This is a genomic window from Rathayibacter sp. AC451 (assembly GCF_979253095.1).
In genome coordinates this window covers 3870492-3889038 of sequence record NZ_CEEDBD010000001.1, presented here as the reverse complement: position 1 = coordinate 3889038, position 18547 = coordinate 3870492, and the positions used below count along the sequence as shown (strand labels likewise).

Here is an 18547-nt window from a genome sequence, read left to right as displayed (position 1 = left end):
CGGCTCAACTCGAGATTCATCCGTTGCCAGACCGAATGGAGTGATTCCCATGGCCGTCACCTACGACCCCGTCCGCGAGCTCGACCGCTTCGCCTCCGCCCTCTTCGGCTCGGGCCAGGGCCCCCGCCGCATGCCGATCGACCTCTACCGGGACGGCGACCACTACGTCCTGACCGCCGACCTCCCGGGCATCGACCCCGGCTCGGTCGACGTCGACGTGGACGGTCAGCTGCTCACGATCCGCGCGCAGCGCACCGTCGCCGGCGGCGAGGGGGTCACCTGGATCACCCGTGAGCGCCAGTCGGCGACCTTCGTCCGCCAGCTGAGCCTGGGCCAGGGAGTCGACACCGAGCGCATCTCCGCGTCGTACGACAACGGAGTGCTCTCGGTCACGATCCCCGTCTCCGAGAAGGCGCGCTCCCGGAAGATCGAGGTCGTCTCGGCCTCGGGCCCCGAGCAGGTGCAGCTGAGCGAGGCGCACGCCGAGTAGACCGGCGTCTCCGGCGGGGCGGCTGCGCGAGCGGCCGCCCCGCCTTTCTGTGCGGCGGCGCAGCCCTACGCTGAGAGGATGCGCGCTTCATCGCCCGACGCCGCCGTCGGAATCCTGCTCCCCCGCGATCTCCCCGCCTCCGAGGTCCTCCCCTACGCCCGCCGCGCGGAGGCCGCGGGCTTCGACGAGCTCTGGGTCGTCGAGGACCTCGGCTTCCGGGGCGGCATCGCCCAGGCCGCGGCCGTCCTCGCCGCCACCGAGCGGATCGTCGTGGGCATCGGGATCCTGCCCGCCGCCGCCCGCACCGCCGCGTTCACCGCGATGGAGCTCGGCACGCTCGCCGAGCTGTTCCCCGGCCGCGTGCACGCCGGCATCGGGCACGGAATGCCGCACTGGATGCGCGGACTGCGCATCTGGCCGGCGAGCCCCCTGACCCTGTTGGAGGAGCACTTCGACGCCGTGCGCTCGCTGCTCTCGGGAGCCGAGACGGCGCGCGACGGACGCTACGTCGCCGTCGACTCGCTCCGCCTCGAGACGCCGCCCGCCGTCGTGCCGCCGCTGCTCGCCGGAGTCCGCGGTCCCCGCTCGCTCGAGCTGGCCGGCCGCATCGCCGACGGCGCCGTGCTGGCCGAGCCCGTCACTCCGGAGTACCTCGCCGCGGCCCGCGAGCACCTGGGCACGTCCGGCCGCGTCGTCGCGTACAACGTGGCGGCCGTCGACGACGACGCCTCGGCCGCTCGCGACCTCGTGCGCCCCGGACTCGAGTGGATCGGCGAGCCGGACTGGGCGCCGCACATCGACCCCCTGCCGTTCGCTCCGGAGTTCCGCGCGCTGCGGGAGCGGAGCGTCGATCGGGCGGCCTTCGTCCGCGATCTGCCGGACGAGTGGGTGGACCAGCTGGCGGTCGTGGGGACCGCGTCGTCGGCCCGCGCGCGGATCGCCGAGCTGCACTCGGCCGGCGCCGCGAGCGTCGTGCTCATGCCGTCGGGCCCGGACGCGTCGGCGGCGCTGGACCAGCTGGCTCGAGTCCTCTGAGCTCCGCGGACGCGCCGGTCGACGCGCGTCCGGCCCGCGGGAAAACGTCCGGCCCGCGCTAACACGTCCCAGCTCGCGGAAACACGTCCGGCCCGCAGGATCCGAGGATCCTGCGAGCCGGAGCGTGTTCTGCGAGCCGGAGGCCGGCTAGGCCGACATGCGCGCCTTGAGGTTCTCGTCGAGCGTCGCGAGGAACTCCTCGGTCGTCTGCCAGCCCTGGTCGGGGCCGACGAGCAGCGCGAGGTCCTTGGTCATCTTGCCGGACTCGACCGTCTTGATGACGACGTCCTCGAGCGCGAGCGAGAAGTCGATGAGCTCCTGGTTGCCGTCGAGCTTGCCGCGGTGCGCGAGGCCGCGCGTCCAGGCGTAGATCGAGGCGATCGGGTTCGTCGACGTGGGCTTGCCCGCCTGGTGCTGGCGGTAGTGCCGCGTGACCGTGCCGTGCGCCGCCTCGGCCTCGACGACGGAGCCGTCGGGCGTGGAGAGCACCGAGGTCAGTGAGGCCGAGCGAGCCGAAGCCCTGCGCCACGGTGTCGGACTGCACGTCGCCGTCGTAGTTCTTGCAGGCCCAGACGTAGCCGCCCTCCCACTTCATGGCCGAGGCGACCATGTCGTCGATGAGGCGGTGCTCGTAGGTGAGGCCCGCGGCGTCGAAGCGCTCCTTGAACTCGGTCTGGAAGATCTCCTCGAAGATGTCCTTGAACCGGCCGTCGTAGGCCTTCAGGATCGTGTTCTTCGTCGAGAGGTAGACCGGGTAGTTGCGGGTCAGCCCGTAGTTGAGCGACGAGCGCGCGAAGTCGCGGATCGAGGCGTCCTGGTTGTACTGGACCTGGGCGATGCCGTCGTCGGGGGCCTTGTAGACCTCGAACTTCATCGGCTCGGAGCCGTCCTCGGGGGTGAACTCGACGGTGAGCGTGCCCTTGCCCTTGAAGACGAAGTCGGTGGCGCGGTACTGGTCGCCGAACGCGTGGCGGCCGATGATGATCGGCTTGTTCCAGCCCGGCACCAGGCGCGGGATGTTCGAGATGATGATCGGCTCGCGGAAGATGACGCCGCCGAGGATGTTGCGGATGGTGCCGTTGGGCGACTTCCACATCTTCTTCAGGCCGAACTCCTCGACCCGCGCCTCGTCGGGCGTGATGGTCGCGCACTTGACGCCGACGCCGTGCTTCTGAATGGCGTGCGCCGCGTCGATCGTGACCTGGTCGTCGGTCGCGTCGCGGTGCTCCATGCCGAGGTCGTAGTACTCGAGGTTCACGTCGAGGTACGGGTGGATGAGGGTGTCCTTGATCTTCTGCCAGATGATCCGCGTCATCTCGTCGCCGTCGAGCTCGACGACGGTTCCCTCAACCTTGATCTTGGACATTGCTCTCCCATGGTCTCGTGAAGCGCCCCGCCTCTGCGCGGGACGGGCGGCTCTCGGCCGCGTCAGACGGCCTCCGCCAGCTTACCCGAGGGGCCAACTGTCTCGACGTCGAGAGAGTTGGCCGCGCGGTGCCGTGCGGCTGGCGCGTCTCGTCCGGTGGAGGGATGCCGCTCGACGACCGGCCCGCTAGATTGACCGCATGAGTGCACTGCGTCTGGAAGAGCTGTCGGCCGCGAACATCTCCGCCGTCAACGGACTGAGCCTCAAACCGGGGCAGGAGCAGTTCGTCGCGCCGGTCTCGTACTCGGCGGCCGCCGCGGTCATCGATCCGGGCGCCGCCTGGCAGCGGGCGATCCTCGACGGCGATGAGCTCGTGGGCTTCATCCACGCGCACTTCGACGAGAGCGCCGCCGAGGAGTTCCGCAGCTGCATCTGGCGCATCAACATCGACGCCGCCAAGCAGGGCCGCGGAGTCGGCACCTTCGCCGTCCGCGCCGCCGCCGACGAGGCGCGGAGCCGCGGCTTCGACACGCTCACCGTCATCTGGGAGTCCGGCGAGGACGGCCCCGACCAGTTCTTCCGCTGGGTCGGCTTCGAGGTCGTCGGCGAGACCCCGTACGGCGAGAACATCGGGGCTCTGAAGCTCTGACCGCTCGGCGTCCTCGCAACGGGTCGTCCGAGCAGGTCGACCCCGACGCCGGAGGCGCACCCGACTTCGTCACGGCCGTGCTGGCCGTCGTCGACGCGATCCCGCCCGGACGCGTGATGGCCTACGGAGACATCGCCGCGGTCCTCGGAACCCGTGCCGCCCGAGCGGTCGGCACCGTGATGGCCCGCTACGGCTCCGACACCGCGTGGTGGCGCGTGGTCCGCGTCGGCGGAGCCCCTCCGGTCGGCCACGAGGAGCGCGCCCGCGTCGAGTACGAGCGCGAGGGCACGCCGCTGGTCGAGACTCCGAGCGGCTACCGCGTCGACGTGCGGACCGCCCGCTGGCGGTGACGCGTCACTAGACCAGGGAGTCGCGCCAGGCCGCGTGCAGCACGGCGAACCGGCCCTCGCCCGCGATGAGCGCCTCCGGAGTCCCGTCCTCGACGATGCGGCCGTGCTCCATCACCAGCACCCGGTCGGCGATCGCGACCGTCGACAGCCGGTGCGCGATGATCACGGCCGTCCGGTCGGCGAGCAGGGTCTGCAGCCCCTGCTGCACGAGGCGCTCGCTCGGGATGTCGAGCGAGGAGGTCGCCTCGTCGAGGATGAGCACCGCCGGATCCGCGAGGAACGCCCGCGCGAACGAGATCAGCTGGCGCTGCCCCGCCGAGACGCGGCCGCCGCGCTTGTTCACGTCGGTGTCGTAGCCGTCGGGCAGCGACACGATGAACTCGTGCGCGCCGACCGCCTTCGCGGCGCCGACGATCTCGTCGTAGGTCGCCGAGGGCCGGCCGATCGCGATGTTGTCGGCGACGGACCCCGAGAAGAGGTACGCCTCCTGCGTCACCATGACGATCGCGCGGCGGAGGTCCTTCGGGTGCAGCGAGCGGAGATCGACACCGTCCAGGCTCACCACTCCGTCGGTCGGATCGTAGAAGCGCGAGAGGAGCTTCGCGAGCGTCGACTTGCCGGCGCCCGTGGATCCGACCAGGGCGATGGTCTGCCCGGCGGGGATGTCGAGGTCGAAGCGCGGCAGGATCTCGCGATCGGCCGTGTAGGCGAAGCGCACTCCCTCGAAGGCGATGCGTCCGCGGGCCTCGTAGAGATCGATCGGACGCGCGGGATCGGGCACGCCGGGCTCCTCCGCGAGCACGCCCGAGATCTTCTCGAGCGCCGCTGCGGCCGACTGGTAGGAGTTGTAGAACATCGCCATCTCCTCCATCGGATCGAAGAAGCGCCGCGTGTAGAGCAGGACAGCGAGCAGGGCACCGATCTCGAGCCCGCCGTCGAGCACCCGGATGCCGCCCAGCAGCAGCACGACGGCGACGGTCACGTTGCCGATCAGCACGAGCCCCGGGTCGAAGGTGCCGAACAGCGCGAAGACCCGCTTGTAGGTCACGCGGTAGCGCTCGACGAGCTCCCCGAACGCCGACTCGTTGCGCTTCTCGGTGCGGAACGCCTGCACCGCCCGGATGCCCGTCATCGTCTCGACGAACTGCACGATGAGGCGGGAGGACGCGACGCGGGTGCCGCGGAAGAGCGCCTGCGACCGCTTCTGGAACCAGCGGGTCAGGATCGCCAGCGGCACGAGGGCGCAGGCGAGCACGAGTCCGCTCGGCGGATCGAGCGAGACGAGGGCGATCGCCACGAAGCCCATGTACAGAGCACCCTGGACGAGCTGGTTGATCCCGGAGTCGAGCAGCTCGCGGATGGAGTCGAGGTCGCTCGTCTGGCGCGAGATGATGCGCCCCGAGGTGTAGTTCTCGTGGAACTCCAGGCTCAGCCTCTGCGTGTGCAGGAACACTCGCTTGCGCAGATCGATCAGGATCGCCTGGCTCACCCGGGCCGAGAGGACCGTGTACCAGGCGACCAGGAGCGCGCCGGTGAGCCCCGTGAGCCCGTACGCGCCGACGGTGAGCAGCAGCGGAGTCGCGTCGCCGGCCAGGACCGCCGGCAGACCGTTGTCGATGCCGACCGCGATCAGGGCCGGACCCGCCACCTGGGCGGCGGTCGAGACGACGACCACGACCGCGGTCAGGATCAGCCTCAGCCGCAGCGGCTTCAGCAGCGACCCCAGGAGTCGCAGCGAGCGGCGCCGCATCGCGGCGGACTCGGCGCGGGTCAGGTCGTCGCGCTCCTCGGTCGATCCGAGCGTGCTCATGAGGTCGCCTCCTGATCGGCGGTCGCGGTGCGGGGGCGGGACCCGGCGCGCTCGGCGCCCGGCGCGCGGGTCTGCTCGTCCTCCTCGAGACTCGAGACGACGAAGCGGTAGTGCGGGCTGCTCGCGAGCAGCTCGCTGTGAGTGCCCACGGCGGTGACGCGCCCGTCCTCGAGCAGGGCGACGCGGTCGGCGAGCGCGACCGTGGACGGCCGGTGGGCGACGATCAGCGCGGTCGTGTCGCCGAGGACGCGGCGCAGCCCCGCCTCGACGCGCGCCTCGGTGTCGACGTCGAGCGCCGACAGCGGGTCGTCCAGGACGAGTACCGAGGGCCGCGCGGCGATCGCGCGGGCGAGGGCCAGCCTCTGCCGCTGCCCGCCCGAGAGGCTCATCCCCTCCTCGCCGACCGTCGTGTCGAGGCCGTCGGGCAGCGCGTGCACGAAACCGGCCTGCGCGATCTCGAGGGCCTCGAGCAGCTCCTCCTCGCTCGCCTCCGGGCGCCCCAGCAGCACGTTCTCGCGGACGGACGTCGAGAAGAGGGTCGCGTCCTCGAACGCCATGCCGACGTGCGAGCGCAGCTCCTCGCGGCGCATCCGGCGGACGTCCACTCCGTCGATCTCGATCGCGCCGGCCGTCACGTCGTAGAGGCGGGGAAGGAGCGCGGTCAGCGTCGTCTTGCCCGACCCCGTCACTCCGACCAGCGCCATCGTCTCGCCCGGCTCGACCTCGAGGTCGACGCCGTCGAGGAGATCGACCGCGTCGGCCGGGGCGTCCTGGTAGCGGAAGTGGACGCCGCGGAAGGTCACCCGGCCCCGCGGGTCCGCGACCGAGACGGGCTCCGCCGGGTCGGTGATCGTGTTCTCGCTGTCCATGACCTCGAAGTAGCGGTCGACCGCGGTGCGCGTGTCGAAGGTCATCGAGAGGAGGAAGCCGATCGACTCGACCGGCCAGCGCAGCACGGTCGCGGTGGCGAAGAACGCGAACAGCTCGCCGACGCTCAGCTGGCCGTCGGCCGCGAGCCACACGCCGCCGAGCAGGCAGAGCGCGAAGGCGACGTCCGGGACCAGCAGGAGGATCAGCCAGATGCCGGCGATGGCCTTCGCCTTGGCGATCTCGGTGCCGCGCAGCAGCTCCGCCTGGTCGGCGAAGCCCTCGAGGGCGTGCTTGCCTCGGCCGAACGCCTTGAGCACGCGGATGCCGTGCACCGACTGCTCGACGGTCGTCGCGAGATCGCCGGCCTGGTCCTGGCTCCGGCGGGCGATGCTCGAGTAGCGCTTCTCGAACAGGAAGCCGTAGATCCAGACAGGGATCGAGCAGACGATGAAGAGGACGCCGAGGATCGGGTTCCAGTACACGAGCACGCCGAAGCCGACGAGGATCGTCAGCGCGTTGACGACCAGCAGCACGAAGCCGAAGGCGATCCAGCGGCGGATGAGGCTGAGGTCGCTGACCGCGCGGGACAGCAGCTGCCCGCTCTGCCACCGGTCGTGGAACGACACCGGGAGGTCCTGCAGCCGCTGGTAGAGCGCGGTGCGCATCCGGGCCTCGACCCGGGTGCTGGGCGTGAGCACCATCCGGCGGCGCAGTGCGATCGCCGCGGCCTCCAGCACGCCGAGTCCGAGCACGAGGAGCACCGGACCGAACAGGGGTCCGAGGTCTCCCCGACCCCGCCGACCCGGCGCCCTCGGCGAGCGGACCGTCGACGAGACGCTGCAGGACGATCGGGATCGCGAGCGAGACGAGGCTCGCGACGAGGGCGACAGCGATGCCGATGCCGAGCCGGGGCAGCGCGTCCCCGACGAACGGGAGCAGGCGCAGCAGGACCTTCAGCGTGCCGGGGCGCTGCTGCTCGGAGGAGACGGACGGGGAGGCGGGTGCGGACACAGGAGTGCTTTCGCGGCGAGGAGCGGAGGGCGCGGTCGGGCGCCGGAGAGGACGAGTGCCGCAGAGCGTCGCTCCGGGCAGCCTTGCAGGCTATACCCGGTCTCGCGGAGGTGTCCACCCGGCTCGGACAGGCGTCGCAGAACGCCCGTCCGACGCCCGGTTCAGCGGACGCGCACCGACAGGCAGGTGACGCAGCCCTCGAGCTTCTCGAACTCCGAGACGTCGACCGTGACGACGGTGTAGCCCAGGCCGCGCAGCAGCTCGGCGCTGCGGGGCGCGGACGCGGCCATCAGCAGGGTGTCGTCGTCGAGCACGACGACGTGCGCACCGGGCTCCTCGGGCATCGGCAGGAAGGAGGGGAAGATCCTCGGCTCGTCGACGACCGGCTCCCAGCCGATGACGGTGCCGTCCGGGAGGGCGGTGACGGCGCTCTTGAGGTGCAGCGCCTTCGTGAGCGGGACGGCCACGACGCTCCAGCCGAGGGGTCGGAGGATCGCGCGCAGCGCAGCGACCCCTTCCGCGTTGGTGCGGCCGCCCCGGCCCACGTACACGGTGCGCCCGATCTTCAGCACATCGCCGCCGTCGAGGGTGGCGGGCTCCTCGAGGCGGTGCACGGTCAGGTCGAGCGCGCGGACGGCCTCCTCCGCTCCGGCGCTCTCGCCCCGGCGCGACTCGGCACCCGAGCGCGCGAGGACGGCGTGGCCGCCGAAGACGACCACCGCGTCCTCCACGAAGACCGAGTCGGCGTGGTGCGCGGCCGTGGCGGCCTGGACCGTCTCCCAGCCGGCGGCCTCGAGCGCGTCGACGTACTCCTCCCACTGCGCTTCGGCCTTCGCCTGGTCCACGGGGACGCGCTCGAGGTGGGTGAGCTCGCCGTCGCCGAGGTTCGCAGCCGGCTGCCGGACGATCGCGATGCGGCGCTCGACCGGCTGCCGCTCGTCGCGGACGGGCTCGAAGGAGCGCAGGACGCGGCGGCCCAGCGTCGCCGCGGCCACGGTGAAGGCGACCAGGAGGATCAGGTTGAGCCCGCCGAGCGTGTCGAGGACCGAGATCCAGACCGTGCCGTCGAGAGCGGTGCCGCTGGCCGAGACCTGCACGAGGGTGCCGAACAGCGCGCCGACCACGCCCGCGACCAGACCCGCGAGCGCCGCGGTCCACCACCGCGCGAAGAGCCCCGCGAGCCCCAGGACCACGAGCACCACGAAGGCGAGCGCACTCGAGAGCAGGAAGTAGGCGTTGACCTGCGCCAGCGACGACGGCTGCAGCTGGTTGCCCACGAAGAACGCGAGCAGATTGGCGAGGTGGGCCGCGAGCGCCGTGGCGGCCGCGGCGGCGAGCGCCGGCAGCACGCGGCGACCGAGGGAGGGGGCGGGCGCGGAGGCGAGCGTCGAGTCAGAAGGCACTCGCCGACCCTACGCGGTCTCCTCCGCTCCTCCCCGAGCACCCCCTCGACGCCTCTCAGGCCCGCGCACCCCACCTCACGACTCGTCGCGGAACGGCCCTCACCACCCGACCGACCCCGACCCACGCCGCCTCGCGGCACCCGGGCTCTCGATCCCGCCGCCCGCGGGCGCCACCCCGACACCTACAGGGCGAGGAAACGAGAACCCGACGCCCACAGGTCGAGGCGCATGCTCACGCGATGCCCGCAGGGCGAGAACACGAGAACTCAATGCCCGCAGGGCGAGGTCACAAGAACTCGACGCCCGCAGGGCGAGGACACCACAACTCGACGCCCGCAGGGCGAGAACACCGGAACTCAATGCCCGCAGGGCGAGAACACCACAACTCGACGCCCGCAGGGCGAGAACACCACAACTCGACGCCCGCAGGGCGAGAACACCTCACGCCCCGGTAGGCCGCGAGTCCTCGTCAGAGCCGATGCCCGAAGGGCGAGCCCACTCAGCGGGAATCGCGTGCCAGCGATTCCCGCGGCGGGCGACGCACCCCGCTCCCTGGAACGCCCCACGTCGCGATCCCGACCGCGCCACGCCGCGCGAGGAGCGGCGTGGAAGAAAGCACCCACTGAGCGCTGCGCGCTCAGTGAAAGAAGTGCCGCTCCCCCGTCGTGTACATGGTGACGCCGGCGCGCTTGGCGGCTTCGATGACCTCGGCGTCGCGGACGGAGCCGCCGGGCTGGACGACGGCCTTCACTCCGGCGGCGAGGAGCACCTCGAGGCCGTCGGCGAAGGGGAAGAACGCGTCCGAGGCGGCGACGGAGCCGGGGGCGCGGTCGCCGGCGCGGGTGACGGCGAGGTGGCAGGAGTCGACGCGGTTGACCTGGCCCATGCCGACGCCGACGGAGGCGCCGCCCTTGGCGAGCAGGATCGCGTTCGATTTCACGGCGCGGCACGCCTTCCAGGCGAACTCGAGGTCGAGGAGGGTGTCGGCGTCGGCGGGTTCGCCGGCGACGAGCTCCCAGCCGGAGCTGACCTCGCCCGGGCCGCCCGTGAAGCGGTCCGGCTCCTGGATCAGGACGCCGCCCGAGATCTGCTTGAACTCGGTCTCGACGGGGGCGTAGAAGGAGGGCAGCTGCAGCAGGCGGAGGTTCTTCTTCGTCTTGAGCACTTCGAGCGCCTCGGGCTCGAAGGCGGGCGCGACGAGGACCTCGGTGAAGATCTCCTTGACGGTCTCGGCCATGGCGAGGGTGACGGGGCGGTTCGCCGCGATCACTCCTCCGAACGCCGACACCGGGTCGCACTCGTGCGCCCGCCGGTGCGCGGAGGCGATGGGGTCGATGGCCTTGGTGCTCGCGATGGCGATGCCGCAGGGGTTGGCGTGCTTGATGATCGCGACGGCGGGCAGCACGAAGTCGTACGCGGCGCGGACGGCCGCGTCGGCGTCGACGAAGTTGTTGTACGACATCTCCTTGCCGTGCAGCTGCTCGGCCTGGGCGATGCCGGTTCCGTCGGGCGAGACGTAGAGGGCGGCCTTCTGGTGCGAGTTCTCGCCGTAGCGCAGGACCTGCTTGAGGGTGCCGCGGATCTCGATCGCTCCGTCGACGGCGGAGTCGCCCGCCTCCTGCCCGGCGAACCAGGCGGCGACCGCGGAGTCGTACGAGGCGGTATGAGCGAAGGCGCGGGCGGCGAGGGTGCGACGGGCCGCGAGGGTCGTGCCTCCGTCGCCGAGTGCGGCGATGACGCCGGGGTAGTCGGCCGGATCGACGACGATCGCGACGTTCGCGTGGTTCTTGGCCGAGGCGCGCACGAGGGCGGGGCCGCCGATGTCGATGTTCTCGACCACGGTCTCCGCGTCGGCGCCGCCGGCGACGGTCTCGCGGAACGGGTAGAGGTTGACCACGACGAGCTCGAACGCGGCGATGTCAAGCTGCTCGAGCTGCTCGCGGTGCGAGGCGAGCCGCAGGTCGGCGAGGATCCCGGCGTGCACCGCGGGGTGGAGCGTCTTCACGCGGCCGTCGAGCGACTCAGGGAACCCGGTGACGGAGGAGACGTCGGTCACCTCGTGGCCCGCGTCGCGGATCGTGGCGGCCGTCGATCCGGTCGAGACCAGCTCGACGCCCGCGGTCGCGAGCGCCGCGGCGAGCCCGAGGAGCCCGGTCTTGTCGCTGACCGAGATCAGCGCGCGGCGGACGGGGACCACGTCGCGGTCGTCGTAGCTGCTGGGGTCGTGGGCGGTGATGCTCATGATCGGGCGAGCTCCTCGAGGTCGACGGTTCCGTGGGCGATGTCGAGCACGGTCTGCACCAGCAGACGGCGCTCGATGGTCTTGATGCGCTCGTGCAGCGCGGCCTCGCTCTCGCCCGGGAGCACGGCGAGGCTCTCCTGGGCGATGACGGGGCCCGTGTCGACTCCGGTGTCGATGACGTGCACGGTGACGCCCGTCTCGGCGGCCCCGGCCGCGAGCGCGTCGCGCACGGCGTGGGCACCGGGGAACAGCGGCAGCAGAGCGGGGTGGGTGTTGATCATCCGCGGGCTGAGGGCGTCGACGACGACGGGAGGGAGGATCCGCATGAAGCCCGCGCAGACGACCAGGTCGGGCTCCCACTCGCGGATGCTCGCGAGCAGCTCCTCGCCCCAGGCGTCCCGCGACGCGAACGCGTGCGGCGTGACCGTGAAGGAGGGGATGTCGAACGCCTCCGCGTGGCGCAGGCCCTCGGCATCGGTGTCGCTGCCGACGGCGACGACGCGCGCGGGGAACCGGTCGTCGCGGGTGGCCTCCAGGAGGGCGCGGAGGTTGGAACCGCCGCCGGAGATCAGTACGACGAGCTTCAGCACTGCGCAAGTCTAGGGGGAGGCCCTCGCCGGGGACCACCGCTGCTCAATCGCGCGACGTCCTGCCCGCGGCGAGGCCCAGGGCGGCGGCGAGCGCCAGCTCGAGCGCGGCGACCGCGCCGACGACGAGCGGATCGGGTCCGACGACCGCGAGCCTGCCCGGCCCGGCCGCACCCGCCGACGCCCAGGCGAGCAGCCCGAGCAGCACGCCCCCGACCACTCCGATGCCGGCGGCGGCGACCGCGCCCCAACGCAGGAACGGGCGCCCCTCGAGGGCCTCGAAGAGACTCCTGCGCACCCTCCAACCGGCGAGGAAGCCCGCGAGGACCGGGACCAGGATCCCGACGAAGCCGAACGGCAGGTCGCCCTGCGGCAGAGCGCCGAGGAACGGGATGGACGGCACCGGGCCGAGGAGGGTCCCGGCGGGGCCGACGGACGATCCGGCTCCGACGGCGAATCCCGGTCCGATCAGCCAGCTCGCCGCCCAGATCACGAGGTTGGGGACGAAGGCGAGCTGGCCGAGCGTCAACGCGAGTCCGCCGAGCGCCTCGGATCCGAGTCCCTCGTAGAGCGCGACGACGGAGGCGTAGCCGGTGACGAGCAGCACAGCGACGAGCACGGCGGCCGCGCCGACGACGCCCGCCGCGGCGAGCGCTCCGGCGCGCAGCGAGACGAGCACGAGGGGCAGCGCCGGGTCGGGCAGCCGGGCGGCCGCGTCCGAGACCAGCTCGCCGAGGCGGTCGGTCTCGCCGCTGCGGGCGGAGTGGGTCCCCGCTCCGATCGCGACGCCCAGGCCGAAGACGAGCGGCGGCAGCACCGCGCCCTGCACGGTGGCCACCGTCGCCGCCTCGGTCGCCGACCCGAGGGTGACCAGGAGGGCGATGACCAGGTAGGTCGCGATCGACACCGTGAAGCCGATGAACCGGAACGGCGACTCCTGCGCACGGCGGCCCGTGCGGGCGCCGAGGAGGATCGCGAGCACCGCGAACGCGAGGGGCGCGATCGTGACGGCGAACGCGTCCGCTCCCCCGGGCAGGCCGAGGGCGAGGGCGGAGTCGGGGGCGAGGCTCGCGCGCAGATCGGCCCCGTGGCCCATCAGCCAGGCGTCGGCCGAGACGCGCCAGAACACGGCCCAGTCGACGGCGGTGTCGTACTGCACCGCCCACAGGACGGTGAGCGGGACGAGGGGGATCGCGATGCCGATGAGGGCCGAGAGAGCGGCGTCGAAGGCGGCGAGGAGGGCGACGGTGATCCGGTTCATGGGCTCGACGAGCCTACCGGCGGGCCCGGCTCCGGCTGCTCAGCCGCACGCTCGGGCGCGTCCGCACGCCCTAGGGTCGAGCCGTGACCAGGACCCCAGCAGACCGGACCGAGCGGGGCCTGGACCGGCTCGTGAACTTCAGCGACGCCGTGACGGCGATCGCGATCACCTTCCTGGTGCTCCCGCTCGTCGACGCGGTCGAAGAGGGCGGGTCGGGCGGCCTCGGCCCGCTCCTCGCGGACCACGTCGGCACGCTCTCGGCCTTCGTCGTGACGTTCGCGGTGATCGGACGCCTGTGGCTGGTGCAGCACGCGGTCTTCGAGGAGGTGCGCCGCTACTCCCCCGCTCTCGTCGCGGTGGACTTCGTCTGGCTCGCCGCGATCGTGCTGCTGCCGTTCGCTGCGAACCTGCTCTCGAGCGCGTCCACCGACGACCCGTCCGTCGTCGCCCCCTACATCGGGGTGATCGCCGCGGCGAGCGCCGCCACCCTCGGGATGCGGCTGCTGCTGCGCCGCGATCCGGACCTCGCCGCCCGCGGGACCGGGCAGCCGCTGACGCGCTCGGTGATCGTCCTCGGACTGCTGCTGGCGGCGCTCCTCCTCGCGGTGATAGTGCCAGCGGTCGGCCTCTTCTGGCTGCTGCTGCTCCTGCTCGCCGGACCGCTCGAGCGCCTGCTGCACCGCGGTCGGCGCACCGCACCCGCTCGTCCCGTCCGCACCGCCCGCGGGCTGGACCGGCTCGTCGGCTTCTCGGACGCGACCGTCGCGATCGCGATCACCCTCCTGGTGCTGCCCCTGGTGGAGCTCGCGCCCCGGATCGCGGCCGACGGAGGAGGCGTGGCGGCACTTTTCAACGGCCACGTCGACCAGGTGCTCGCGTTCGCGCTCTCGTTCCTGCTGATCGCCGTGTTCTGGATCCCCCACCACCGCGTCTTCGAGCTCGTCGACGACTACGACGGCGGCCTGGCCCGGCTCGGTCTGCTCTGGCTCGCCGCCGTGGCGTTCTTCCCCTTCGCGACGAGCGTGATCGCGCTGCTCCCCGACACCCGCGGAGCGATCGGCCTGTACCTCGGGACGATGACGGTGATGAGCGGCGCACTGGTGCTGATCGAGCGGCACCTGGCCCGGCACCCGGCGCTGCTGCGGGAGGGGGTCGGCGGGGTGCCCCTGCGCGGGGCGCTGGTCCCGTTCGGGCTGCTGGTGCTCGCGCTGGTGCTCGCGATGGCCGCGCCCTCGCTCTGGTGGCTGCTGGTGCTGCTGCTGCAGACGCCGGTGCGGCGGCTGCTCGATCGGCGCCGCTAGCTAGCGCGAGGGCGCCCAGCCGAGCTGCGGAGCGATCCGCTCGGCGACCGTCCGCAGGATCCGCCGGTGCGACTCCACTCCGCCCACCGCGGGGAGCGTCAGGGTCAGCGAGTCCGCCTCGGCGAGGGCGGGATCGGCGGCGAGGGAGGCGACGATCTCCTCCGGCGACCCGACGTGCAGCGGGCTGAAGCGCATGGGAGCGGCGATGATCGAGCGGTCGGCGGTGCGCGGCGTGCCGTCGTCGTTCATCCGGGCGAGGTAGCCGTCGATGAAGGGGCGGTGGGCCCGCTCGTCGGCGTCGTCGACCAGCGGCAGCACGATGCGGCCCGCGGTGACGCGGGAGGTCCGCTCCGGATGCGCGGCGCGGAACGCCTCGCGGTAGGCGCGGATCTGGACGGCCTGCTGCTCGGCGAACGGCAGACCGGTCTCCTCGGTGTTGAGAGTCGAGACCTGCAGGTGCATGCCCTGCTCACCGGCGCGCACGGCGGAGGAGACGGAGCCGGCGCCGTACCAGATCCGGTCGGCCAGCCCCGGGGCGTGCGGGTGCTGCACGAGCGGGTCGCCGACGGGCACCGACATCAGCGCCGACTCGGCGATCCCGAGCACCTCTCCGGACAGAGCCTGCCGGAGTCGCTCGATCCGCTCCTGCGCCTGGGCGCGGAACTCGCCCTCGCCCTGACCGAAGACCCCGTCAAAGACCGACGCGAGGTGCGCGAATCCGCTGCTCACGCCCAGATCGAGACGGCCGCCCGAGAGCAGGTCGACGGTCGCCGCGTCCTCGGCGAGGCGGATGGGCGCCTCGTAGCGGGCGCCGATCACGGCGGTGCCCAGGCGCAGGCGCCGCGTGCGCTGCGAGGCGGCGGCGAAGAAGGTCATCGGCGACGCGAGGTAGCGCTCGAAGTGGCGCACGCGCACCCAGCCGGTGCCGTAGCCGAGCTCCTCGCCGAGCTCGAAGAGGGCCAGCCCGTCCTCGAGGCTGCGCGCGGCGTCGCCCGGCTTCTCGGGCCCCTCCGGGTACGGGACGAAGGTGAGGAAGTCGAGGCCGAGTCTGCGGGTCACCCCCCGACGGTACCCGGAATGCGCGAACGGGCGGGATCGCTGCCGGAGCAGTCGATCCCGCCCGTTTGGACGCGCCCGTGGGTACTACAGCGAGGCGAAGACCTCGCGCAGCAGCGCGGCGGTCTCGGACGGCGTCTTGCCGACCTTCACGCCCGCGGCCTCGAGGGCCTCCTTCTTGGCCTGCGCGGTGCCCGCGGAGCCCGAGACGATGGCACCGGCGTGGCCCATCGTCTTGCCCTCGGGAGCCGTGAAGCCCGCCACGTAGCCGACGACCGGCTTGGTGACGTTGGCCTTGATGAAGTCGGCCGCGCGCTCCTCGGCGTCGCCGCCGATCTCGCCGATCATGACGATCGCCTTGGTCTCGGGGTCGGCCTCGAACGCAGCGAGCGCATCGATGTGCGTCGTGCCGATGATCGGGTCGCCGCCGATGCCGATGGCGGTCGAGAAGCCGAGGTCGCGCAGCTCGTACATCATCTGGTAAGTCAGGGTGCCCGACTTCGAGACGAGGCCGATGGGGCCCTTGCCCGTGATCGTCGCGGGGGTGATGCCCACGAGCGACTCGCCCGGCGTGATGATGCCGGGGCAGTTCGGGCCGATGATGCGGGTCTTGTTGCCCTTCTCCTGCGCGTACGCCCAGAACTCGGCCGAGTCCTGCACCGGGATGCCCTCGGTGATGACGACGAGGAGGCCGATCTCGGCGTCGATCGCCTCGATGACGGCGTCCTTCGAGAAGGCGGGCGGGACGAAGGCGATGGAGACGTCTGCGCCGGTGGCCTCGATGGCCTCCTTGACGGTGCCGAAGACGGACAGCTCGACGTCGCCGTGGGTGACGGTCGTGCCGGCCTTGCGCGCGTTGACGCCGCCGACGATGTTGGTCCCGGCCTTCAGCATCAGCGCGGTGTGCTTGGTGCCCTCGCCGCCGGTGATGCCCTGGACGATGACCTTGGAGTCCTTGGTGAGGAAGATCGACATGCTTGTTCTCTGATTCCTTGAGTCGTCGGGTCCGTTACGCGGCGGCGAGTTCGGCGGCCTTGTCGGCGCCTTCGTCCATGGTCGCGGCGAGCGTGATGAGCGGGTTGGCGGCGGCCTGCAGGATCGCGCGGCCCTCCTCCACCTTGTTGCCGTCCAGGCGGACGACGAGCGGCTTGGTCGCGGTGTCGCCGAGGATCTCGAGCGCCTGCAGGATGCCGTTGGCGACGGCGTCGCACGCGGTGATGCCGCCGAAGACGTTGACGAAGACGCTCTTGACCTGCTCGTCGCCGAGGATCACGTCGAGGCCGTTCGCCATGACCTGGGCGGAGGCTCCGCCGCCGATGTCGAGGAAGTTGGCGGGCTTCACGCCGCCGTGGCGCTCGCCCGCGTAGGCGACCACGTCGAGGGTCGACATGACCAGGCCCGCGCCGTTGCCGATGATGCCCACCTCGCCGTCGAGCTTCACGTAGTTGAGGTCGTTCTCCTTGGCCTTCGCCTCGAGCGGGTCGGCGGCGTCCTTGTCCTCGAGCGCGGCGTGCTCGGGGTGGCGGAAGCCGGCGTTCTCGTCCAGCGAGACCTTGCCGTCGAGCGCGACGATGTCGCCCTCCTCGGTGAGGACGAGCGGGTTCACCTCGACGAGGGTCGCATCCTCGCCGGTGTAGACGTCGTAGAGCGTCACGAGGACCGGGGCGACCTTGCCGATCAGCTCCTCGGGGAACTTCGCCGCACGGGCGATCTCCTCCGCCTTGGCGAGGTCGATGCCCTGGCCGGCGACGACCTCGACGCGCGCGAGCGCCTCGGGGCGCTCGACGGCGAGCTGCTCGATCTCCATGCCGCCCTCGTAGGAGGTGAGCGAGAGGTAGGAGCGGTTCGCCCGGTCCAGCAGCACGGAGAAGTAGAACTCCTGCGCGATGCGGGCGCCGCCCGCGACCATGACGCGCTTGACGACGTGGCCCTTGATGTCGAGGCCGAGGATCGACTTCGCCGCCTCCTCCGCCTCGTCGGCGGTCTTCGCGACCTTGACCCCGCCGGCCTTGCCGCGGCCGCCGATCTTCACCTGCGCCTTGACGACGGTGACGCCGCCCAGCTTCTCGGCGGCGGCGCGCACCTCCTCGGGCGTGTCGGCGACGATGCCCGGGAGCACGGGGACGCCGTACTTCTCGAACAGATCACGGGCCTGGTATTCGAAGAGATCCACGCTGCATTCCCATTCCGCGCTGAGCGCGCTTGCGTTTCGAGTCCGATGCGGCCCGTCTGCGCCGGAGTCTCGGCACGGTCCTGGGCCGCGACAACTCTACTCCGCACGCGCTGCGCCCTTCCCGCGCCGCGTAGCGTGGACGCATGCCCCCGAGGACCCGCCCCCGCCCGGAGCGCGACGTGTTCCGCGAGGGCGTCTTCCTCGTCGCGGGCGCTCGGGCGATCCTGCTGCAGATCGCGCACCCCGCTGTCGGCGCCGGAGTGGCCGAGCACTCCGACTTCGTGCACCGCGCGCTCGGGCGCCTGCACGGCACCCTCTCCTACCTCTACGCGCTGCACTACGGCTCCCCGGAGGACGTCCACGCGGTGCGCCGCCGGGTGAACCGGGCGCACGGGCCCGTCCGCGGACCCGGCTACAGCGCCTTCGATCCGGAGCTGCAGCGCTGGGTCGCCGCGACCCTCACCCAGTCGATGCTCCAGCTCTACGAAGGCGCCTTCGGACCGATGACCCGGGAGCAGGCGGACGACCTGGTCGACCGCTCGCGCGTGGTCGGCACCTCACTGCAGATGGCGGACGCGTCGTGGCCCGCCGACCGTGCGGCGTTCGACGCCTACTGGGACGAGCAGGTGGGCCGCCTGCACGTCACTCCCGAGGCGCGCCGCGTCGCGCACGACCTCCTCGGCGGAGCGATCGCCGCGTGGTACCTCCGCCCGTTCGGACCGTACCTGCGGCTGATGACCGCCGGGCTGCTCCCTCCGTCGCTCCGCGAGCCCTTCGGCTTCCGCTGGAGCGAGCGGCAGCAGGCGCGCTTCGACCGCGCGCTCGCGCGCACCTTCGCGGTGTACCGGCTGCTGCCCGCCCGGGTGCGGACCTCGCCGAGCCGGTTCTACCTCGCGCAGGTGCGCCGGGCGACCCTCGCCGACGCCTAGGCCGTGCCGATCAC

General features: G+C 72.1%; 14 protein-coding genes and 2 pseudogenes. 6 read left to right on the top strand and 10 right to left on the bottom strand.

Going from position 1 to position 18547, the window contains the following annotated elements; translation table 11 throughout:
• The first annotated feature begins 49 nt into the window (after window positions 1–49).
• Window positions 50–490: an Hsp20/alpha crystallin family protein gene (locus AC0CID_RS18665; RefSeq protein WP_207405384.1), complete on the top strand. Its 441-nt coding sequence runs from the start codon at window positions 50–52 to the stop codon at window positions 488–490.
• 78 nt (window positions 491–568) lie between these two features.
• A complete protein-coding gene (locus AC0CID_RS18660) occupies window positions 569–1525 on the top strand; it encodes an LLM class flavin-dependent oxidoreductase (RefSeq protein WP_465227946.1) in 957 nt (318 codons plus the stop codon).
• 147 nt (window positions 1526–1672) lie between these two features.
• On the opposite strand, the pseudogene AC0CID_RS18655 reads toward AC0CID_RS18660, so the two are convergent.
• Window positions 1673–2891 (bottom strand): annotated as a pseudogene (locus AC0CID_RS18655) (NADP-dependent isocitrate dehydrogenase).
• Window positions 2892–3090: 199 nt separating this feature from the next.
• Between AC0CID_RS18655 and AC0CID_RS18650 the strand changes: the two are divergent.
• Together AC0CID_RS18650 and AC0CID_RS18645 are read left to right on the top strand one after the other, a co-directional pair.
• Window positions 3091–3540: a GNAT family N-acetyltransferase gene (locus tag AC0CID_RS18650; RefSeq protein ID WP_465227945.1), complete on the top strand. Its 450-nt coding sequence runs from the start codon at window positions 3091–3093 to the stop codon at window positions 3538–3540.
• Between the two features lie 77 nt (window positions 3541–3617).
• Window positions 3618–3890, top strand: a complete 273-nt coding sequence (locus AC0CID_RS18645) for an MGMT family protein (protein ID WP_465227944.1) — start codon at window positions 3618–3620, stop codon at window positions 3888–3890.
• A gap of 7 nt (window positions 3891–3897) precedes the next feature.
• Here the strand turns inward: AC0CID_RS18645 and AC0CID_RS18640 are convergent, their stop codons facing one another.
• From AC0CID_RS18640 to AC0CID_RS18615, 6 genes and pseudogenes are all read right to left on the bottom strand, one after another.
• Entirely contained in the window at window positions 3898–5700 is a 1803-nt protein-coding gene (locus tag AC0CID_RS18640) for an ABC transporter ATP-binding protein (protein ID WP_465227943.1), read from the bottom strand.
• Window positions 5697–7581, bottom strand: a pseudogene (locus tag AC0CID_RS18635) (ABC transporter ATP-binding protein). The gene AC0CID_RS18640 and the pseudogene AC0CID_RS18635 overlap by 4 nt, the downstream one beginning before the upstream one ends.
• A gap of 161 nt (window positions 7582–7742) precedes the next feature.
• Window positions 7743–8984 (bottom strand): dimethylargininase, encoded by a 1242-nt coding sequence (gene ddaH, locus AC0CID_RS18630; protein WP_465227942.1) that lies wholly within the window; start codon window positions 8982–8984, stop codon window positions 7743–7745.
• Between the two features lie 637 nt (window positions 8985–9621).
• Window positions 9622–11226: a bifunctional phosphoribosylaminoimidazolecarboxamide formyltransferase/IMP cyclohydrolase gene (purH, locus tag AC0CID_RS18625; protein WP_465227941.1), complete on the bottom strand. Its 1605-nt coding sequence runs from the start codon at window positions 11224–11226 to the stop codon at window positions 9622–9624.
• Entirely contained in the window at window positions 11223–11816 is a 594-nt protein-coding gene (purN, locus tag AC0CID_RS18620) for a phosphoribosylglycinamide formyltransferase (RefSeq protein WP_207405373.1), read from the bottom strand. Before purN ends, purH begins: the two co-directional genes overlap by 4 nt.
• Window positions 11817–11859: 43 nt before the next feature.
• Window positions 11860–13074: a cell division protein PerM gene (locus tag AC0CID_RS18615; RefSeq protein WP_465227940.1), complete on the bottom strand. Its 1215-nt coding sequence runs from the start codon at window positions 13072–13074 to the stop codon at window positions 11860–11862.
• An 83-nt stretch (window positions 13075–13157) separates the two neighbouring features.
• Here AC0CID_RS18615 and AC0CID_RS18610 point away from each other — a divergent pair, with 83 nt between their 5' ends.
• Window positions 13158–14375: a TMEM175 family protein gene (locus AC0CID_RS18610; protein ID WP_465227939.1), complete on the top strand. Its 1218-nt coding sequence runs from the start codon at window positions 13158–13160 to the stop codon at window positions 14373–14375.
• On the opposite strand, the gene AC0CID_RS18605 is transcribed toward AC0CID_RS18610, so the two are convergent.
• From AC0CID_RS18605 to sucC, 3 genes are all read right to left on the bottom strand, one after another.
• Window positions 14376–15434, bottom strand: a complete 1059-nt coding sequence (locus tag AC0CID_RS18605) for an LLM class flavin-dependent oxidoreductase (RefSeq protein WP_465227938.1) — start codon at window positions 15432–15434, stop codon at window positions 14376–14378. It lies immediately after the preceding gene.
• Between the two features lie 84 nt (window positions 15435–15518).
• Complete coding sequence (sucD, locus tag AC0CID_RS18600) at window positions 15519–16406, bottom strand: succinate--CoA ligase subunit alpha (RefSeq protein ID WP_465227937.1); 888 nt, start codon at window positions 16404–16406, stop codon at window positions 15519–15521.
• Window positions 16407–16440: 34 nt separating this feature from the next.
• Window positions 16441–17604, bottom strand: a complete 1164-nt coding sequence (gene sucC / locus AC0CID_RS18595) for an ADP-forming succinate--CoA ligase subunit beta (RefSeq protein ID WP_207405363.1) — start codon at window positions 17602–17604, stop codon at window positions 16441–16443.
• Between the two features lie 143 nt (window positions 17605–17747).
• Here sucC and AC0CID_RS18590 point away from each other — a divergent pair, with 143 nt between their 5' ends.
• Window positions 17748–18533, top strand: a complete 786-nt coding sequence (locus AC0CID_RS18590; RefSeq protein WP_465227936.1) for an oxygenase MpaB family protein — start codon at window positions 17748–17750, stop codon at window positions 18531–18533.
• The last annotated feature ends 14 nt before the right edge of the window (window positions 18534–18547 follow it).